This is a genomic window from Mesorhizobium sp. M7A.F.Ca.MR.245.00.0.0 (assembly GCF_003997415.1).
Lineage (GTDB): Bacteria > Pseudomonadota > Alphaproteobacteria > Rhizobiales > Rhizobiaceae > Mesorhizobium.
Genome location: NZ_RZTE01000008.1, coordinates 1 through 16472, shown reverse-complemented (window position 1 = coordinate 16472; position 16472 = coordinate 1). Strand labels below are relative to the sequence as shown.

General features: G+C 62.4%; 16 protein-coding genes and 1 riboswitch. Of the genes, 12 read left to right on the top strand and 4 right to left on the bottom strand.

Annotated elements, in window-relative coordinates:
• Positions 1-242 precede the first annotated feature (242 nt).
• The 3 genes from EOB80_RS11460 (at position 243) to EOB80_RS11450 (ending at position 2473) form a co-directional block, all read left to right on the top strand.
• Positions 243-974 (top strand): LuxR family transcriptional regulator, encoded by a 732-nt coding sequence (locus EOB80_RS11460; protein ID WP_127267150.1) that lies wholly within the window; start codon positions 243-245, stop codon positions 972-974.
• A gap of 96 nt (positions 975-1070) precedes the next feature.
• The gene (locus tag EOB80_RS11455) at positions 1071-1709 is read left to right on the top strand and encodes an acyl-homoserine-lactone synthase (RefSeq protein WP_013533650.1); all 639 of its coding nucleotides are present in this window, start codon (positions 1071-1073) and stop codon (positions 1707-1709) included.
• Positions 1710-1723: 14 nt separating this feature from the next.
• Positions 1724-2473: an enoyl-CoA hydratase-related protein gene (locus EOB80_RS11450; protein WP_013533649.1), complete on the top strand. Its 750-nt coding sequence runs from the start codon at positions 1724-1726 to the stop codon at positions 2471-2473.
• Between the two features lie 53 nt (positions 2474-2526).
• On the opposite strand, the gene ppk2 is transcribed toward EOB80_RS11450, so the two are convergent.
• Positions 2527-3435 (bottom strand): polyphosphate kinase 2, encoded by a 909-nt coding sequence (gene ppk2 / locus EOB80_RS11445; protein WP_127327673.1) that lies wholly within the window; start codon positions 3433-3435, stop codon positions 2527-2529.
• A 223-nt stretch (positions 3436-3658) separates the two neighbouring features.
• On the opposite strand from ppk2, the gene EOB80_RS11440 reads away from it, so the two are divergent.
• From EOB80_RS11440 to EOB80_RS11430, 3 genes are all read left to right on the top strand, one after another.
• The gene (locus EOB80_RS11440) at positions 3659-4924 is read left to right on the top strand and encodes an ATP-binding protein (RefSeq protein ID WP_127327672.1); all 1266 of its coding nucleotides are present in this window, start codon (positions 3659-3661) and stop codon (positions 4922-4924) included.
• A gap of 113 nt (positions 4925-5037) precedes the next feature.
• Positions 5038-5763 (top strand): phosphate signaling complex protein PhoU, encoded by a 726-nt coding sequence (gene phoU, locus EOB80_RS11435; RefSeq protein WP_127319336.1) that lies wholly within the window; start codon positions 5038-5040, stop codon positions 5761-5763.
• Positions 5764-5852: 89 nt separating this feature from the next.
• Entirely contained in the window at positions 5853-6863 is a 1011-nt protein-coding gene (locus EOB80_RS11430) for a magnesium and cobalt transport protein CorA (RefSeq protein ID WP_127327671.1), read from the top strand.
• Between the two features lie 132 nt (positions 6864-6995).
• Here the strand turns inward: EOB80_RS11430 and EOB80_RS11425 are convergent, their stop codons facing one another.
• The gene (locus EOB80_RS11425) at positions 6996-7514 is read right to left on the bottom strand and encodes a GcrA family cell cycle regulator (protein ID WP_127327670.1); all 519 of its coding nucleotides are present in this window, start codon (positions 7512-7514) and stop codon (positions 6996-6998) included.
• A 358-nt stretch (positions 7515-7872) separates the two neighbouring features.
• Between EOB80_RS11425 and EOB80_RS11420 the strand changes: the two genes are divergently transcribed.
• The 3 genes from EOB80_RS11420 to EOB80_RS11410 all read left to right on the top strand — a co-directional run bounded on the left by EOB80_RS11420 (position 7873) and on the right by EOB80_RS11410 (position 11143).
• Positions 7873-9072, top strand: coding sequence for an aspartate aminotransferase family protein (locus EOB80_RS11420; protein WP_127327669.1), 1200 nt, complete (start codon positions 7873-7875; stop codon positions 9070-9072).
• Between the two features lie 17 nt (positions 9073-9089).
• Positions 9090-10001, top strand: coding sequence for an ornithine carbamoyltransferase (argF, locus tag EOB80_RS11415; RefSeq protein ID WP_127267144.1), 912 nt, complete (start codon positions 9090-9092; stop codon positions 9999-10001).
• 110 nt (positions 10002-10111) lie between these two features.
• Positions 10112-11143, top strand: a complete 1032-nt coding sequence (locus EOB80_RS11410) for an Hsp33 family molecular chaperone (protein ID WP_127319330.1) — start codon at positions 10112-10114, stop codon at positions 11141-11143.
• A gap of 47 nt (positions 11144-11190) precedes the next feature.
• On the opposite strand, the gene apaG is transcribed toward EOB80_RS11410, so the two are convergent.
• The gene (apaG, locus tag EOB80_RS11405) at positions 11191-11583 is read right to left on the bottom strand and encodes a Co2+/Mg2+ efflux protein ApaG (RefSeq protein ID WP_013533640.1); all 393 of its coding nucleotides are present in this window, start codon (positions 11581-11583) and stop codon (positions 11191-11193) included.
• 233 nt (positions 11584-11816) lie between these two features.
• Here apaG and EOB80_RS11400 point away from each other — a divergent pair, with 233 nt between their 5' ends.
• Positions 11817-12968: a ceramide glucosyltransferase gene (locus EOB80_RS11400; RefSeq protein ID WP_127327668.1), complete on the top strand. Its 1152-nt coding sequence runs from the start codon at positions 11817-11819 to the stop codon at positions 12966-12968.
• 6 nt (positions 12969-12974) lie between these two features.
• Here EOB80_RS11400 and EOB80_RS11395 read toward each other — a convergent pair whose 3' ends face one another.
• On the bottom strand, positions 12975-14162 hold the full coding sequence (locus tag EOB80_RS11395; protein WP_127327667.1) for an O-succinylhomoserine sulfhydrylase: 1188 nt from the start codon (positions 14160-14162) through the stop codon (positions 12975-12977).
• A 57-nt stretch (positions 14163-14219) separates the two neighbouring features.
• Positions 14220-14297: riboswitch (SAM riboswitch) on the bottom strand.
• A 138-nt stretch (positions 14298-14435) separates the two neighbouring features.
• Here EOB80_RS11395 and EOB80_RS11390 point away from each other — a divergent pair.
• Both EOB80_RS11390 and EOB80_RS11385 read left to right on the top strand, forming a co-directional pair.
• A complete protein-coding gene (locus EOB80_RS11390) occupies positions 14436-15530 on the top strand; it encodes a 2'-deoxycytidine 5'-triphosphate deaminase (protein ID WP_127295332.1) in 1095 nt (364 codons plus the stop codon).
• A gap of 99 nt (positions 15531-15629) precedes the next feature.
• A complete protein-coding gene (locus tag EOB80_RS11385) occupies positions 15630-16400 on the top strand; it encodes an ABC transporter substrate-binding protein (protein ID WP_127327666.1) in 771 nt (256 codons plus the stop codon).
• Positions 16401-16472 lie beyond the last annotated feature (72 nt).

Here is a 16472-nt window from a genome sequence, read left to right as displayed (position 1 = left end):
ACTCCGCCACAGTCGTGCTCGCACCGGTTTTGGTACGAAAATGGTACAGGCACAATGGTTTTTGATTTCAACCCGCCGATTTCAGGATATGATTTAGCCGGTTTGCAAATCAGCTTCGGCCGCCTCGGTGAGGGAAGCCACAAAATAAGTATGCGATTTGCAATCCGTGGTCGGTGGCGAAGTGTAAATCAGGCACGCATCATTGGCCGCAATGCACGAGGCAACATGGGGTTGATGTTGCGATGGGTCAGTTCGATCGCACGCTGGAATACATAGACCAACTGCAGCACGCCGCAACGGCGGCGGCGGTCTGTGAAAGGCTGCTGGGCATAACATCGGATTTCGGCCTCACCGCGCTGATGGCGGGAACCGTACCGCAGCCAGGCACGCCGGCCGGCCAGCAAAAGCAGCATGTGCTTCTCTGCGATTGGCCGGGCGAATGGCTGGAGCGCTATGTCGCGCGCAACTATGTCGACCATGACCCGGTCGTCAGCCACATGAAACAGTTGCAGGCGCCCTTCCAGTGGCACGAGGCGTCGCAGGGCATCCGCATAGACAAGAGCAGCGGCGAGGTGATGGGCGATGCCGGCGCCTTCAAACTGCGTGATGGATTGGCCTTTCCGTTGATCACGCTTGACGGCCAGATCGTCATGGTGTCGCTCGGCGGCGAGGCTGTGGAATTGTCCGCCGCCGAATTTGGCCAGGTGTCGCTGGTCTCGACCTATGCGGTTGGCCGCGCCATGCAACTCCACACCATGGCGAGCAACACCATCGATCATATCGTGCTGACGCCGCGCGAGCGCGAATGCCTGCAATGGGCCGCCGTCGGCAAGTCCGAATGGGAGATTTCGCAAATCCTCGGCATTTCCGAACACACGTCGGAGAAACATCTTCTTAACGCCAAAAGCAAACTAGGTGCCGTCAACAGGGTGCAGGCCGTCGCGGAAGCGATACGGCGCGGCTACATTAGTTAGGTCGGCCGTGCCGACCTGGAATTTTTGCCTACGCGATCACGCAATTTTCTCATCAAAGCACGGCCGTATCTTCCTCTGAACGCAGGAGACGGCGGAATGCTTTTTTCCCTTACAACCCAGGAATTGATGGAACGTCCCGACCTTTGGGAGGCCGTCCATCGTTTGCGCTACAAGATATTCGTCGAAGAGATGGGGTGGGATGACCTCAGGCGGCCCGACGGGCTCGAACTTGACCAGTTCGACCACGACGAGGCGGTCCATCAGATCGTCATCAGAGGCGGTGAAGTGGCGGGTTATCAGAGGATGTTGCCGACGACGCGGCCACATCTGCTGACCGAGGTCTTGACCGATCTTTCCGAAGGAACGCCGCCATCGGGTCCAAACATCTGGGAATTGACCCGCTACGCGGTGGCTCCCGGTTTTCGTGATGGCCGTCGTGGCGTTTCGACCGTCGGCACCGAACTGATTGCCGGTTTCGTCGAGTGGGGGCTGAAGCGCGGCGTCGACAAGGTGATCATCGAGTTCGAGCCGATGTGGGTGCTGCGCGCCTTGCAACTGCATTTCCTGGCGACCCCGCTGGGCTATCAGCGCACCTATGGCAACCAGCAGGTCGTCGCCACCTTGCTGACCTTCAACGAACACACCCTCGATGTGGTGCGGTCGCGCCGCAATCATTTTGCTCCCGTGCTGGCCAGGGGATATCCTGACATGCTCGGGCAAAGGCGTGCGTCATGAGATCGGAGACAGCCATGAGCACACACCCGCAACCTGAACTTCGCAACCACACGCTGGTCGTCACCGTGTCGTCGAGCGACGGCCGGCCGGTGCTGGACAGGAGAGCCTATGAAAGCTTGGCAAGGACCTTCCATGAAGCCGCCGACAATGAGGAGGTTCGCGTCGTCGTGCTGCGCGGCCTGGCAGGCTGTTTCTGTCTGGGCGGCGACTTCTCCGAATTCCTCGACGCCACCAAGCACCAGAAACTGATTGCCGCCGTCACCGACCTGTTCCGCACGCTGGCGACGTTTCCCAAGCCCATCCTTGCCTGCGTTGACGGCGATGCTGTCGGTGTCGGCTGCACCATCCTGTTCCATTGCGACATGGTGATCGCGTCCGATGAGAGCACGTTCAGGGTGCCGTTCGTCGATTTCGGCCTGGTGCCGGACGCGGCGACCAGCATCCTGGCGCCGCAGAAGCTCGGCTATGCCGGTGCCTTCCGCTTCTTCTGCCTCGGCGACACGCTTCGCGCCGAGGACGCCAGGGCGCTCGGCCTCGTCGCCGAGATCGTGCCGGGCGGCACCGTCGAGGAAGCGGCGCTCGGCCGGGCGAGACAGCTTGTCAAGAAGCCGGTCGCAGCCCTGCTGCAGACGCGCGGCCTGCTGAAAGGGAACACCGAGGCCCTCTGCGACCGCATCGATCAGGAGATTTCGCTTTTCCAGCAGGCGCTGCAGGACGACACCACGCTGCGGCGATTGCAACGCATCGCCCGGCTCGCGGCCTGAGCGAAAGCCTCAAGGAACGCGCCGCGCGGCCAAGGCCGCGCGGCGCGGAAGCGTCAATCCTGCTTGCCGAGGAATGACGGCCCTTCGCCGATGATCTTCTTGTCTTCCTTGCCGATGATTTCGAGATCGCGCCCCTCATAGGGCAGAGACGACAGGATGCGCCGCATGATCGCCAGCCGCGCGCGCCGCTTGTCATTGGCCCGTACGATGATCCACGGCGCGAATTCCTTGTGGGTGCGCTCGAACATGGTGTCGCGCACCTTGGTGTAGTCGTCCCACTTGGTGATGCCTGCAACGTCGATGGGCGAAAACTTCCAGCTCTTCAGCGGGCTGTAGCGACGGTCATGGAAGCGCTCGAGCTGCGTTTCCCGGCCGATGTTCAGCCAGAATTTGAAGAAGTGGATGCCCTCGTTGGAGATCATCCGCTCGAAATGCGGCGTCTCCTCAAGAAACTGCTCGTGCTGCTGCGGGGTGCAGAAACCCATCACCGGCTCGACACCGGCGCGGTTGTACCAGGAACGGTCGAAGGTGACGAATTCGCCTGAAGTCGGGAAGTGGTCGACATAGCGCTGGTAGTACCATTGCCCAAGCTCGGTCGGGGTCGGCTTGGTCAGCGCCACGTTGCGTGCCGTGCGCGGATTGAGGTACTGGCGCACCACGAAGATCGTGCCGCCCTTGCCTGCAGCATCGCGACCCTCGAACAGCGCCATCACCCGTTTGCCGGTCGACTGCAGCCAGGCCTGCGCCTTGACCAGCTCGATCTGCAGCTTCTCGAGCGTCTCGTCATACTCGTCGCTTTTCATCTTCTTGTCGTAGGGATAGCCGCCAGCGGTCAGCTTGTTGTCCTCGACCCAGTCGGGAAGCACGGGATTTTCGATGTCGAACTCCCTCTCCTTGCCGCCGATCCTGATCTTCAGCGGCCCCGCAGTTGGCGCGGCGGGACTTTCTTTGGCTTTTTTCATCGAGACGAACCCTTTCCAGCTTCCGGACTCATGCTATGGGGAGCCACTATAGCGTCGCGCGTCCGTTTGGATGCGCAAAGGACGCTGTAGCACTTTTAATTTGCGCATGATCCTTTCCGAAAATCGATCCCGATTTTCGGGGTCATGCGGCAAGCGGTCTAGTGGAAGTTTTCCGCCACCGTGCGACCGGGTGCGAAGACATGGGGGGCAGGTCCACGAGCGAATGGCTGACCTGGACACAGAGCAGAGAGGCATGACGCAAACCATGGCCGCACGGCTGTGGAATAGCCGCTGGCTGCTTGCGGCCGGCGTCGTTGCGGTTCTCGCTGTTTATGCCTTGGCCGAGATTTCAGCCTATGTCGTCCTCGCGGCGCTGCTGTTGCTGCTTGCAGCGGCAATACTGCCGGCCACCGGCGCGCGCCAATCCATCGGCGGCGGCGCCGCTATCGAGGCCATCGGCCTGCAGCGGCTCTCGGGTGAATATCTGGCCGCCGCCGTCGCCGATCCGCTGATCATCTTCGACCGGGCTGCCACCATCGTCCATGCCAACGCCGCCGCCTTCGCCGCTTTTGGTGGCATCGCGCCAGGCATGTCGCTGTCGTTGAAATTCCGGGCGCCGGAGATGCAGACCCTGTTGGATGGCGTGCTATCGGGCGATGTCGCCTCGGATGTCGTCGACTACATGGAGAAGCTGCCGGTCGAACGGGCTTACCGGGTGAGCGTGTCCTCGGTCGGTCACGCCACCGATCTCTATGTGCTGGTGTTCAAGGACCAGAGCGAAACGCGCAGGATCGACCGCATGCGCGCCGACTTCATTGCCAATGCCAGCCATGAACTGCGCACGCCGCTCGCCTCAATCGCCGGCTTTATCGAAACGCTGCGCGGGCCAGCCCGCAACGACGCGGCGGCGCGCGACCAGTTTCTGCAGATCATGCAGAGCCAGACCGGTCGCATGGCGCGTCTGATCGACGATTTGTTGTCGCTGTCGCGGCTCGAGATGAAACCCTATCTGAAGCCGGGAACCGAGGTGGATCTGCGGCAGACAGTCGACAGCGTCATCGACTCGCTCGGACCGCTGGCCAGCGAAAACGCCGTCGCCATCGAGCGGCACTACGCCGATGGGCCGCTTCATGTGCCTGGCGATCGCGATGAGCTTTTCCAGGTTTTCGAGAACCTCCTGGAAAACGCCTGCAAATACGGGCAGTCGGGTGGGCGGGTGGTTGTATCCATAGCCCATAGCGATGCCGGATCAGAGCCGGGCATCGACGTGACGATCAGGGACTTTGGCCCTGGCATTCCCGAGGAGCACATTCCGCGCATTACCGAGCGCTTCTACCGCGTCGACGTCGAGACCAGCCGGACCCAGAAGGGTACCGGCCTCGGCCTGTCGATCGTCAAGCATATACTGACGCGCCACAACGCCCGGCTTTCGATCAAGTCCGAAGTCGGCAACGGCGCGGCATTCTCGGTTCATTTGCCGACTCACTGATATCGCCCTAATTCAAAGGGACTGTTTCTTTTTTCTGTCATCCGGCTAGCGTATCAGCGGGGATTCGAGGAAACGACTCAAAATCAAAACACCCCGTGGGAAGGCATTTTGCCATGCAGTCCGTGCACATCGTCAGCGCTTATGACGAGGAGTTGAAATATCTGTCGAAGCGCATCGCCGCGATGGGAGGCCATGCCGAGCGCATGGTCGAGCAGGCGGTTACCGCTCTCGTCAATGCCGACCCAGGCCTTGCCCAGAAGGTCATCCGCGACGATACCGTACTGGACGAGGGCCAGCGCGAAATCGACGACAAGGCCATCATCATCATTGCCAAGCGTCAGCCGATGGCGGCGGATTTGCGCGAGATCGTCGGGACCATTCGCATCTCCGCCGACCTCGAGCGGGTTGGCGATCTCGCCAAGAACGTTGCCAAGCGGGTGGTCGCCGTCACCGATGGACGCCAGCCGACCAGCCTGTTCCGCGGCCTCGAGGCTCTGTCCACCCTGGCGTTGACCCAGCTGAAGGAAGTGCTCGACGTCTACGCGTCTCGCGCGGTGGAGAAAATCGGCTTCGTGCGCGATCGTGACGACCAGATCGACGCCATGTACACATCGCTGTTTCGCGAATTGCTGACCTACATGATGGAAGATCCCCGCAACATCACGCCCTGCACGCATCTGCTGTTTTGTGCCAAGAACATCGAGCGTATCGGTGATCACGCCACCAACATCGCCGAGACCATCTATTACATCGTCACCGGCGATCAGTTGCCGGCTGAGCGGCCCAAGGGTGACAAGACCGACAAAATCAGTCTTTCCGAGACGCAGCCGGTGAAGTGAACGCGCCTCTCGAACCGTCACCCGATTTACGCTAAGCTTTCCGGGCTTTGCCTCTATCCTCGCCCGTGGATTTGCTCCGGGAGGTCGTGATGGAAAATGCTCGGAACCTGACCCCGGCGCCTGGGCCGATATCCGGCATTATCGCTTGCGGCGTCTACACGGCGGGGCGCCGCATCGCCGACATTCCCATCGAGGAAGCCGGCGAATGGGCAAAGAAATCCGGTCATGTCGTGTGGATCGGCCTTTTGGAGCCCGACCGTAACCTGTTGCTGCGCGTCCAGGCGCAGTTTCACCTGCATGAGTTGGCGATCGAGGATGCCGAGCACCCGCACCAGCGGCCGAAGATCGAGCAATATGGCGACGCCTTGTTCATCGTCGCTCGCACGGCGCAGTTGATCGACGGTCGGGTCACCTTCGGCGAGACCCATTTGTTCGTCGGCTCAGGCTACATCGTCAGCGTCAGGCACGGTCCTTCGACGTCCTATGCCGCCGTTCGTCAGCACTGGGAAAGCTGCCCGCACTCGCTGGCCAAGGGTGAGGATTTCGTCCTCTATGCCATTCTCGATTTCATCGTCGACAATTACATGCCGGTGCTCGAGCAGATCGAGGACGAAGTCGAGGCGATCGAGGACAAGGTTCTGCTGAAGCCAATGACCGCTCCCGACATCGAACGGCTCTATATGCTGCGCCGCGATCTCCTGCGCCTGCGCAATGCCGCGCTTCCGCTGGTCGAAGTCTGCCGACGGCTGACCAGCGCCGAGCTGCCGCAGATACATACCGCCATGCACCCGCTGTTCCGCGACGTGACCGACCACATCCGCACCGTCCAGGAGAAGATCGACAGCCTGCGCGAAGTGCTGGCGTTCGCTTTCGAGGCCAGCCTCCTGGTCGGCCAGAGTCAGGAAACGGCGAACACCAAGAAACTCGCCTCCTGGGCCGCGATCCTGGCGGTGCCCACGGCGCTCGCCGGCATCTACGGCATGAACTTCGACAGTATGCCGGAACTGAAGATGGAATACGGCTATCCGGTGGTGCTGGGCGCTATCGCGCTCATCTGCACGTTTCTCTACTGGCGGTTCAGGAAGAACGGTTGGCTGTGAGAAGAGAGCGAATAGGGAGTAGCGAATAGCGAACACAAAAACGGCTTGCTTCCTGTGACGGAAGGCAAGCCGTTTCTATTCGCTATTCGCTATTCGCTATTCGCTATTCGCTATTCGCTATTCGCTATTCGCTCAGCGACTCCGCCGCCGCTCCGATGCCGGCTGGAACGCCACGCGGGCGTGATATTTGCAGTAGGGTCCGGTTTCGGCGGCTTCGTTGCCGCAGAAATGGAAGTCCTCTGAAAGCGGGTCACCGTTCGGCCATTTGCAGGTTCGCTCGGTCAGCTCGACCAGTTGCAGATGCCGCGAGATCGGCAGCACGACATTCTCAACCGGGCGGATATAATGGCGTGCCACGGGTTCGGCGTCGAACTGCGTCTGCAAGGCGGTCGCGCCGATCGATGTCGTGACATGGCGTGTCGTGGTTGCAGCGCGTGATACCGATTTCTGGACGGTCGATCCTTGCGCTGCCTTCTTCTGGCGTGCCGGTGTGGCGGTCGAGCGTCCGCGGCCCGACAGTTTCAGCCGATGCACCTTCCCGATGACCGCGTTGCGGCTGACCCCTCCAAGCTGCGCAGCAATCTGGCTTGCGCTCAGACCCTCCGACCACAGTTTTCTCAAGAGTTCTACCCGCTCGTCAGTCCAGTTCATGAGACCGCGCTCCTCTAAGCGTGCGGCAATCGGAATCCCTCTCCCGACCCGGCAACATTTGCCGGGGCAGACACCACATATATCTGGTGATTAGGTCCGCCGCACGAAATCTAGTTATTTCTCGACTACAACTACTCTATGCGCTGACTCGGTGACAAGAGTCCCAAGTGCAACACGAATCGGTTTTTTCGGTTTTCCCCAACTTGCCCGGTCGCTGATGAGCCGGCGTCCCGTCGGGGGGCTTGCCGCGCGCCACTACGCGACGTTTTCGTTGACTTCATGGCCGAAAAACGGGATAAGCCGCACAGGCCGCCGCTTTGGCGGCTTTTTTGATTTTCCGGTACCGGAGACGCATATAATGAGCGGTTCGGCGCTTTACGAGACCTTTGCTCGCGCACCCCTGGCCTTCGACCACGGGGAAGGCACCTGGCTGGTTACCGACAAGGGCGAGCGATATCTCGATTTCGCCGGCGGCATCGCCGTCAATTCGCTGGGCCACAGCCATCCGCATCTGGTCGCCGCACTCACCGAGCAGGCCGCCAAGCTCTGGCATGTTTCCAACCTCTATGAGATTCCGGGGCAGAGCCGGCTTGGCGAGCGGCTGGCCGACGCCACCTTCGCCGACAAGGTGTTCTTCACCAATTCCGGCGCCGAGGCGCTGGAATGCGCGATCAAGACGGCGCGGCGCTACCATTTCGTCAAAGGAAATCCCGAGCGCTTCCGCGTCATCACCTTTGAGGGCGCCTTCCATGGCCGCACGCTGGCGACCATCGCGGCTGGCGGCCAGTACAAATATCTCGAAGGCTTCGGCCCCAAGGTCGAAGGTTTCGATCAGGTTGGCTTCGACGACATCGACGCCGCCGAAAAGGCGATCACGCCGGAGACGGCCGCGATCCTGATCGAGCCGGTGCAGGGCGAGGGCGGTATCCGCCCGGTGCCGACGCAGTCGCTGAAGCGGCTCAGGCAATTGTGCGAACAGCACGGCCTGCTGTTGATCTACGACGAGGTCCAGTGCGGCATCGGCCGCACCGGCAAGCTGTTCGCGCATGAATGGTCAGGTGTCACGCCAGACATCATGGCGATCGCCAAGGGTATTGGCGGCGGCTTCCCGATGGGCGCCTGCCTTGCCACGGATGAAGCGGCCGTAGGCATGACTGCTGGCGTGCACGGCACCACTTTCGGCGGCAACCCGCTTGCCATGGCGGTCGGCAACGCCGTGCTCGATGTCGTGCTGGAAGACGGCTTCCTCGAAGATGTCCAGCGCAAAGCGCTGCTGATGAAGCAGGGACTGGCGTCGGTCGCCGACGAGTTTCCCGAAATCATCGAGGACATCAGGGGTGCCGGGCTGATGCTCGGCCTCAAATGCGCCATGCCCAACACCAAGGTGAACATGGCCTTGCGCGACCAGCACCTGCTGGCGGTTCCGGCCGGCGACAACGTCATTCGCCTGTTGCCGCCGCTCACCGTCACCGACGCCGAGATCCATGACGCGCTCAACCGCATCCGCGCCGGCGCCAAGGGCCTGGCGGAGGCGATCGCTTCCGCCGCGGCGAAGTAATCCCGGAACCATTGCAGATGTCAGTTCGCCATTTCACCGATCTTTCCACCGTTTCCGAAGGCGATCTGCGCTTGATGCTGGACGATGCGGTGGTGCGAAAGGCGCGCCTCAAGGCCGGCGAACGCACCAAACCGCTCGAAGGCAAGGTGCTGGCAATGATCTTCGACAAGCCGTCGACGCGCACGCGCGTCTCCTTCGACGTCGGCATGCGGCAGCTCGGCGGCGAGACCATCATGCTGACCGGCACCGAGATGCAGCTCGGCCGCTCCGAGACCATTGCCGACACCGCCAAGGTGCTGTCGCGCTATGTCGATGCGATCATGATCCGCACCACCTCGCATGAGCGCCTGCTGGAATTGACCGAGAACGCCACCGTGCCGGTGATCAACGGATTGACCGACGACACCCATCCCTGCCAGCTGATGGCCGATATCATGACCTTCGAGGAACATCGCGGTCCGGTCGCCGGCAAGACCATCGCCTGGACCGGCGACGGCAACAATGTGCTGCATTCCTTGCTTGAGGCCTCGGCCCGGTTCCGCTTCAACCTCAACGTCGCCGTGCCCGAGGGCAGCGAACCGGCGCAGAAGCATATCGACTGGTCGCGGGCACATGGCGGCAAGCTGCACTTCACCCGCTCGCCCGAGGAAGCCGTCGATCAGGCCGACTGCATCGTCACGGATTGTTGGGTCTCGATGGGTCAGGAGCATCGCGCCCGCGGCCACAACGTGTTCTCGCCCTATCAGGTCAACGCCAAGCTGATGGCCAAGGCCAAGCCGGACGCGCTGTTCATGCATTGCCTGCCGGCGCATCGTGGCGAGGAAGTGACGGACGAGGTCATCGACGGGCCGCATTCGGTGGTCTTCGACGAGGCCGAGAACCGGCTCCATGCCCAGAAGGCCGTGCTTGCCTGGTGTCTCGGCGCTTGAAGTGTCTCGGCGCTTGATCCCCGGGAGCTTGATCTGCGGGGGTGTGATGCCTATTTGCGCCGCATCACGCAAATCAAGCGCGTTTCGACGCATGCGCCCCGGAGGGCGGCATGGCCGCGCCCTGGAGCTTTGTCATGTTGGAAACCTATCAAGTGACTGAACATCACCCCAAACTCGGCGAATTCGGCTATGCCGGCGACGATCACGTCGTGCCGTTCGAGGTCGGCCCTCTCGATGTGCGAGGCCGCACGGTCCAACTCGGGCCGATGCTGGACGCCATCCTCAGCCGCCACGATTATCCCGAACCGGTCGCCCGCCTGCTGGCGGAGGCCTGTGTGCTGACCGTGCTGCTCGGCACTTCGCTGAAGTTCGAGGGCAAATTCATCCTGCAAACCCGCACCGACGGGCCTGTCGACATGCTGGTCGCGGATTTTTCCACGCCCTCGGCATTGCGCGCCTATGCGCGTTTCGATGCCGACCGGCTGGAAGCGCTGGTCGCGGCCGGCGAAACCTCGCAGCAGACCCTGCTCGGCAGCGGCGTGCTGGCGCTGACCATCGACCAGGGCGCTCATACGCAGCGCTATCAAGGCATCGTCCAGCTCGATGGCGAGACGCTGGAAGATGCGGCACGCACCTATTTCCGCCAGTCGGAGCAGATCCCGACCGATCTCAGGCTGTCGGTGGCCAAGCTTTTGACGCCCGGTCCCGGCGGCGCCCGCGAGCAGTGGCGCGCCGGTGGTATCCTGGCGCAGTTCCTGCCGCAGTCGCCCGAGCGCATGCGCGTCCCGGACCTGCCGGGTGGCGATGGCGATCCGCGCGAGGAGATCCACGACCCGGTCGACAATTCCTGGCAGGAGTTGCTGGCGCTGCTCGGCACGATCGAGCCGACCGAACTGATCGACCCGACGATCGGTGCCGAGCGGCTGCTTTACAGGCTGTTCCACGAGCATGGCGTGCGCGTCTTCGGCGGCGTTCCGGTCGCCGACCAGTGCTCGTGCTCCAGGGACAAGATCCGCGGCATCCTCGAGGGTTTTTCCGCGCAGGAGATCAAGGACAGCACCGAGGACGGCGGCATCCACGTCGCCTGCGAATTCTGCTCGAAGCAATATGACTTCGACCCGGCGGAATTCGCGGCTCAGTAGAGAGAAAACCACGCCTCACCGGCCGCGGAGCGGCCGGTGAGGCGAAATCAATTCACCGTCCGCCGCGTCCCCGGCAGGTCCAGCGAAAACGCCGGAATGGCGATGTCGAATGTCTCGCCCCGCTTGTTGCGCATCGTGTAGTGCCCGACCATGATGCCGGATGGTGTCGAGAGCGGGCAACCGGACGTGTATTGGTAGCTGTCGCCGGGATTGAGTTCGGGCTGGTCGCCGACGACGCCGGGGCCGCGCACTTCCTCGACCCGGCCAGTGCCGTCGGTGATATGCCAATAGCGCGACAGAAGCTGCACGAAGTCGTCCGACTGATTGTCGATCGTTATTTGATAGCCCCAGACATAGCGGTTCTCCGAGGGATCCGAACGGTCCTCCAGATAGAATGGCCTGACCTGCACTTCGATGTTGCGCGTGACGGCGCTATACATAAGCGGCTCCAAAAAACGGTTCCAGCGGAACTTTCGGCGCTCTGTGCGGTTAGGTCAACCGACCGAAGCCTCCTCTGGCCGACCTCGCGGGCAGGTGCCGACAAAGAATGTCATTTAAGTGACATATGACAATGATGGTGTGCGCGGACTGGTGATGCGCGACTCGGGCGCTCTGCTGAACTGTTGAAACCGGCCATCTTGCGGACCGGTTTTCCTGGAGTGACCGGATCTCGATGGAACTCACTCTCATAGCCGCCACGCTTTCAACTGTCCTCATCCTCTCGAATCTCGCCAGCATCGTGCTCGCCGCTTCGCGTCTGAAACGGCGCCACACCATTGGGCCGCCGGCCGCCAAGCCGCGGCCGGTGTCGATCGTCGTGCCGTCGCGCGGCGTCGAGCCGTTCACGCAGGAGACGCTGGAACGCGCCTTCTCGCTCGATTGGCCGCGCTACGAGTTGATTTTCTGCGTTGCCCATGCCGACGATCCGGTGGTCAAACTGATAAACAGGACGATCGTCCGGTTTCCGAAAGTGCCAGCCCGGCTGCTTATCGGCGACGACCGCATCAGCGCCAATCCGAAACTCAACAATTGCGTCAAGGGCTGGGAAGCGGCGCGGCACGACTGGGTCGTCCTGGCCGATTCCAACGTGCTGATGCCGAGAGACTACGTCCAGCACCTGATGGCTGCCTGGCGGCCCGGCACCGGCCTTGTCTGCTCGACGCCGATCGGCTCCCGGCCTGCCGGCTTCTGGGCCGAGGTCGAATGCGCTTTCCTCAACACGCTGCAGGCGCGCTGGCAATATGCCGGCGAGGCGCTCGGCCTTGGCTTTGCCCAGGGCAAGAGCATGCTCTGGAACAAGCCGATGCTCGACGCCAATGGCGGCATCCGCGCGCTGGCCGCCGAGATCGCCGAGGACGCCGCCGCGACCAAGCTGGTGAACAGCCTCGGCTTGCGCGTCAATCTCGTCGCCGCCCCCTTCGAGCAGCCGCTTGGCCGGCGCTCGTTTGACGAGATCTGGTCGCGTCAGGCCCGCTGGGCGCGCCTGCGCCGCGTCACTTTCCCGCTGTTCTTCGCACCCGAAATCCTGACCGGCGCCTTGGTGCCGCTGGTGCTTGCGCTGATTGCCGCGGCCAGTGCCGGTTTCGGCCTCTGGGCAACCGCCATTGCCGTACTGGCGGCCTTCTACCTTCCGGAGTGCGCCCTGGCCTGGTCCAAGGGCTGGTACCTGTCGCCACGCATGGTCGTCGCGATCATGGCGCGCGACCTGATCCTGCCGGCGATGTGGGGACGCGGCTGGCTCGGCGGCGCCGTCGACTGGCGCGGCAATGCGATGACCATCGGCACCAAGACGGCCGAGCTGGAAGAGACGCCGTCCGGCGCCTGAAGCCTCCTACCTGGCCTTCAGGGCCTGCGCGATATCCTCGAGCAGATCGTCGGCATCCTCCAGCCCAACCGACAGCCTGAGCGTGCCCGGCCCGATGCCGAGCTCGGCGCGCGCCTCGTCGCTCAGATTCTTGTGCGTCGTCGTCGCCGGATGGGTGATCAGGCTCTTGGCGTCACCGAGATTGTTGGAGATCAAGACGATGTCGAGCGCGTTCTGCAAGGCGAAGGCCGCCTGCTTGCCGCCCTTGACGTCGAGGCAGATCAGCGTCGAGCCGCCCGACATCTGCTTCTTGACGATGTCGGCCTGCGGATGGTCGGCCCGCCCGGGATAGATGACGCGGGCGATTTCCGGCCGTTCGGCCAGGAAATCCGCGATCCGGCCCGCGCTTTCCGTCTGCTGGCGCACGCGCAGCGGCAGCGTTTCCAGGCCTTTCAGCAGCGTCCAGGCGTTGAAGGGTGACAGGCTTGGGCCGGTATGGCGGAAATAGTCGTGCAGGTTCTCGTCGATCCACTTCTTGTCAGACAGGATGACGCCGCCGAGACAGCGCCCCTGGCCGTCTATGTGCTTGGTCGCCGAATAGACGACGATATGGGCGCCGAGCTGCAAGGGCTTCTGCTGCAGGGGCGTGGCGAAGACATTGTCGACGATCAGCCTTGCGCCGATCGAATTGGCAAGCGAAGCGACAGCGGCGATATCGACCACTTCCAGCGTCGGATTGGTCGGGCTTTCCAGGAAGAACAGCTTGGTGTTCGGCTTGACCGCCTTTTCCCAGTTGGCGATGTCGGTGCCGTCGACCAGCGTCGCCTCGATGCCGTATCTCGGCGCCAGCGTCTCGACCACCCAGCGGCAGGAGCCGAACAGCGCACGTGCCGCCACGATATGGTCGCCGGCCTTGGCGCTGCACAGAAGGGCGGCCGTCACCGCCGCCATGCCCGACGCGGTGGCGCGCGCGTCTTCGGCGCCTTCCAGGGCGCACATGCGTTTTTCGAACATGTCGACGGTCGGATTGGCGTAGCGCGAATAGATGAAGCCCGGTTCCTCACCCTTGAAACGGGCTTCGGCGGCCTGCGCCGTTTCGTAGACATAGCCCTGGGTGAGGTAGATCGCTTCCGACGTTTCGCCGAAACCGGAACGCAGCGTTCCGCTGTGCACGAGTGCCGTCTGAGGCTTCCAGTTGTGCTTCTTGGTGCTCATCGCTTTTCTTCCAGACACAAAAAAACCGGCCGCGAAAGTCGCAACCGGTCCATACGGCCTTGCGGCCCGACGGTCCTTTAGCGACTTGTTTAACGTGGCTGCAAGCCGACCGGCCAAATCACCACGGGATAACGACCCTTTAGACCCGCGCCACGCTTGCGTCAATTGCCGGCTTCATTAAGAGGTTTGTACCAAGCAGGTTCCGCAAAAGTGTTCCACGGTTTTGCGACCAGAACCTGCGACAAGAAAAACGTCTGACCTAGGAGTGGAGCCTTGCGGCAGACAGGCATTCTTCCCGATCAGGACATATCGGCGCTGTTCCAGTCCGGCGCGCTGAAGTCGGCGCGTGCGCTCGACGCCGACCAGATCCAGCCGGCCAGTCTCGATCTCAGGCTCGGCGACAAGGCCTGGCGGGTGCGGGCCTCCTTCCTGCCCGGCCCCAACCACAAGGTCTCGGAAAAGCTCGACCGGCTGCAGCTGCACGAGATCAATCTTGCCGAGGGCGCGGTGCTGGAGACCGGCTGCGTCTATATCGTGCCCTTGCTTGAAAGCCTGGCATTGCCGGCTGACATTTCGGCCTCGGCCAATCCGAAGAGCTCGACCGGGCGGCTCGACATCTTCACCCGGGTCATGACCGATCGCGGCCACGAGTTCGACAAGATCGCTGCCGGCTATCACGGCCCGCTGTTTCTGGAAGTCAGCCCCCGCACCTTCCCGATCGTCGTGCGCACCGGCTCACGCCTGTCGCAAATCCGCTTCCGCACCGGCAATGCGCTGCTCTCGGAAGCCGAGCTGCACGAGTTGCATCGCGCGCAGACGCTGGTCGCCACCGAGCCGCCGAATATTTCCGGCGGCGGCATCGCGCTGTCGATTGACCTCAACGGCGACCAAAACGGTCTGGTCGGCTATCGCGGCAAGCATCACACCGGCCTCGTCGATGTCGACAAGCGCGGGGCGCAGGAAGTCGTCGACTTCTGGGAGCCGATCCACAAGAGCGGCGCCGGCGAACTGGTGCTCGATCCCGACGAGTTCTACATCCTCGTCAGCCAGGAGGCGGTGCACGTGCCGCCGCTCTACGCCGCCGAGATGACGCCCTTCGATCCGCTGGTCGGAGAGTTCCGCGTCCACTATGCCGGCTTCTTCGATCCGGGCTTTGGCCATTCCGCGTCCGGCGGCACGGGCAGCCGGGCGGTGCTGGAAGTGCGAAGCCACGAAGTGCCGTTCATTCTCGACCATGGCCAGATCGTCGGCCGGCTGGTCTACGAACACATGCTGAAGCGGCCGCAGGCCCTCTACGGCACCGATCTCGGCTCCAACTACCAGGCGCAGGGCCTGAAGCTGTCTAAGCATTTCCGCGCCGCGCGCTGACCTCATTGCCCCAAGGCAAAATACTTGCCTGTACCGGCGCGCCATGCTTGGCTGCCTTGCCGCCCGTCAAGATGCCGGCGTTCAAGGGGAACCAAGAAAATGCAGATTTCGAAATGGATCATATCGGCAGCAGGCGCTGCCATGCTGGTGATGGCGGCCGGCTCGCTTTCGCAGGCGCAGGAGAAAATCAAGATCGGCACGGAGGGCGCCTATCCGCCGTTCAACACCATTACGGCTGACGGCAAGGTCGAAGGCTTCGACATCGACATCGCCAATGCACTATGCGCGCAGATGAAGGTCGAGTGCGAGATCGTCACCCAGGACTGGGACGGCATCATTCCCGCTTTGCAGGCGAAGAAATTCGACGCCATCATCGCCTCGATGAGCATCACCGAGGAGCGCAAGAAGCAGGTCGCCTTCACCAACAAATATTATACGACACCGCTGGCTCTGGTGGCGCCGAAGGACAGCGATCTCACCTCGACCGAACCATCGGCGCTGGCCGGCAAGACGGTCGGCGCCCAGGCCTCGACCACGCAGGCCGACTACGCCCAGAATGAGTATGGCAAGGCAGGCGCGGAGGCAAAGCTCTATCCGACCCAGGAAGAGGCGATCACCGATCTGACCAACGGTCGTCTTGACGCTGTGATCTCGGACAAGTTCGTGCTGATGGACTGGCTGAAGAAGGCGAGCGACGGCTGCTGCAAACTGGTTGGCGACGTCAAGGGCACGGAAACGCAAGCCGGTATTGCCGTTCGCTTGGAAGACACAGCACTTCGCGACAAGCTCAACGCGGCCATCGACGCGATCGTCGCCGACGGCACCTACAAGAAGATCCAGGCCAAGTATTTCGACTTCGATATTTATTGAGGTTGAGGCGCCTTTTTCCTTCTCCCCTTGTGGGAGAAGGTGTCGCCGAAGGCGACGGATGAGGGGTGTTCC

What these genes read in the sequence shown, in the direction of transcription:
- EOB80_RS11460 (WP_127267150.1), top strand. Translation starts at nt 243, where the DNA reads ATGGGTCAGTTCGATCGCACGCTGGAATACATAGACCAACTGCAGCAC.
- EOB80_RS11455 (WP_013533650.1), top strand. Translation starts at nt 1,071, where the DNA reads ATGCTTTTTTCCCTTACAACCCAGGAATTGATGGAACGTCCCGACCTT.
- EOB80_RS11450 (WP_013533649.1), top strand. Translation starts at nt 1,724, where the DNA reads ATGAGCACACACCCGCAACCTGAACTTCGCAACCACACGCTGGTCGTC.
- EOB80_RS11400 (WP_127327668.1), top strand. Translation starts at nt 11,817, where the DNA reads ATGGAACTCACTCTCATAGCCGCCACGCTTTCAACTGTCCTCATCCTC.
- argF (WP_127267144.1), top strand. Translation starts at nt 9,090, where the DNA reads ATGTCAGTTCGCCATTTCACCGATCTTTCCACCGTTTCCGAAGGCGAT.
- EOB80_RS11420 (WP_127327669.1), top strand. Translation starts at nt 7,873, where the DNA reads ATGAGCGGTTCGGCGCTTTACGAGACCTTTGCTCGCGCACCCCTGGCC.
- EOB80_RS11425 (WP_127327670.1), bottom strand. Translation starts at nt 7,514, where the DNA reads ATGAACTGGACTGACGAGCGGGTAGAACTCTTGAGAAAACTGTGGTCG.
- EOB80_RS11430 (WP_127327671.1), top strand. Translation starts at nt 5,853, where the DNA reads ATGGAAAATGCTCGGAACCTGACCCCGGCGCCTGGGCCGATATCCGGC.
- phoU (WP_127319336.1), top strand. Translation starts at nt 5,038, where the DNA reads ATGCAGTCCGTGCACATCGTCAGCGCTTATGACGAGGAGTTGAAATAT.
- apaG (WP_013533640.1), bottom strand. Translation starts at nt 11,583, where the DNA reads ATGTATAGCGCCGTCACGCGCAACATCGAAGTGCAGGTCAGGCCATTC.
- ppk2 (WP_127327673.1), bottom strand. Translation starts at nt 3,435, where the DNA reads ATGAAAAAAGCCAAAGAAAGTCCCGCCGCGCCAACTGCGGGGCCGCTG.
- EOB80_RS11395 (WP_127327667.1), bottom strand. Translation starts at nt 14,162, where the DNA reads ATGAGCACCAAGAAGCACAACTGGAAGCCTCAGACGGCACTCGTGCAC.
- EOB80_RS11410 (WP_127319330.1), top strand. Translation starts at nt 10,112, where the DNA reads ATGGCCGCGCCCTGGAGCTTTGTCATGTTGGAAACCTATCAAGTGACT.
- EOB80_RS11440 (WP_127327672.1), top strand. Translation starts at nt 3,659, where the DNA reads ATGGCTGACCTGGACACAGAGCAGAGAGGCATGACGCAAACCATGGCC.
- EOB80_RS11385 (WP_127327666.1), top strand. Translation starts at nt 15,630, where the DNA reads ATGCAGATTTCGAAATGGATCATATCGGCAGCAGGCGCTGCCATGCTG.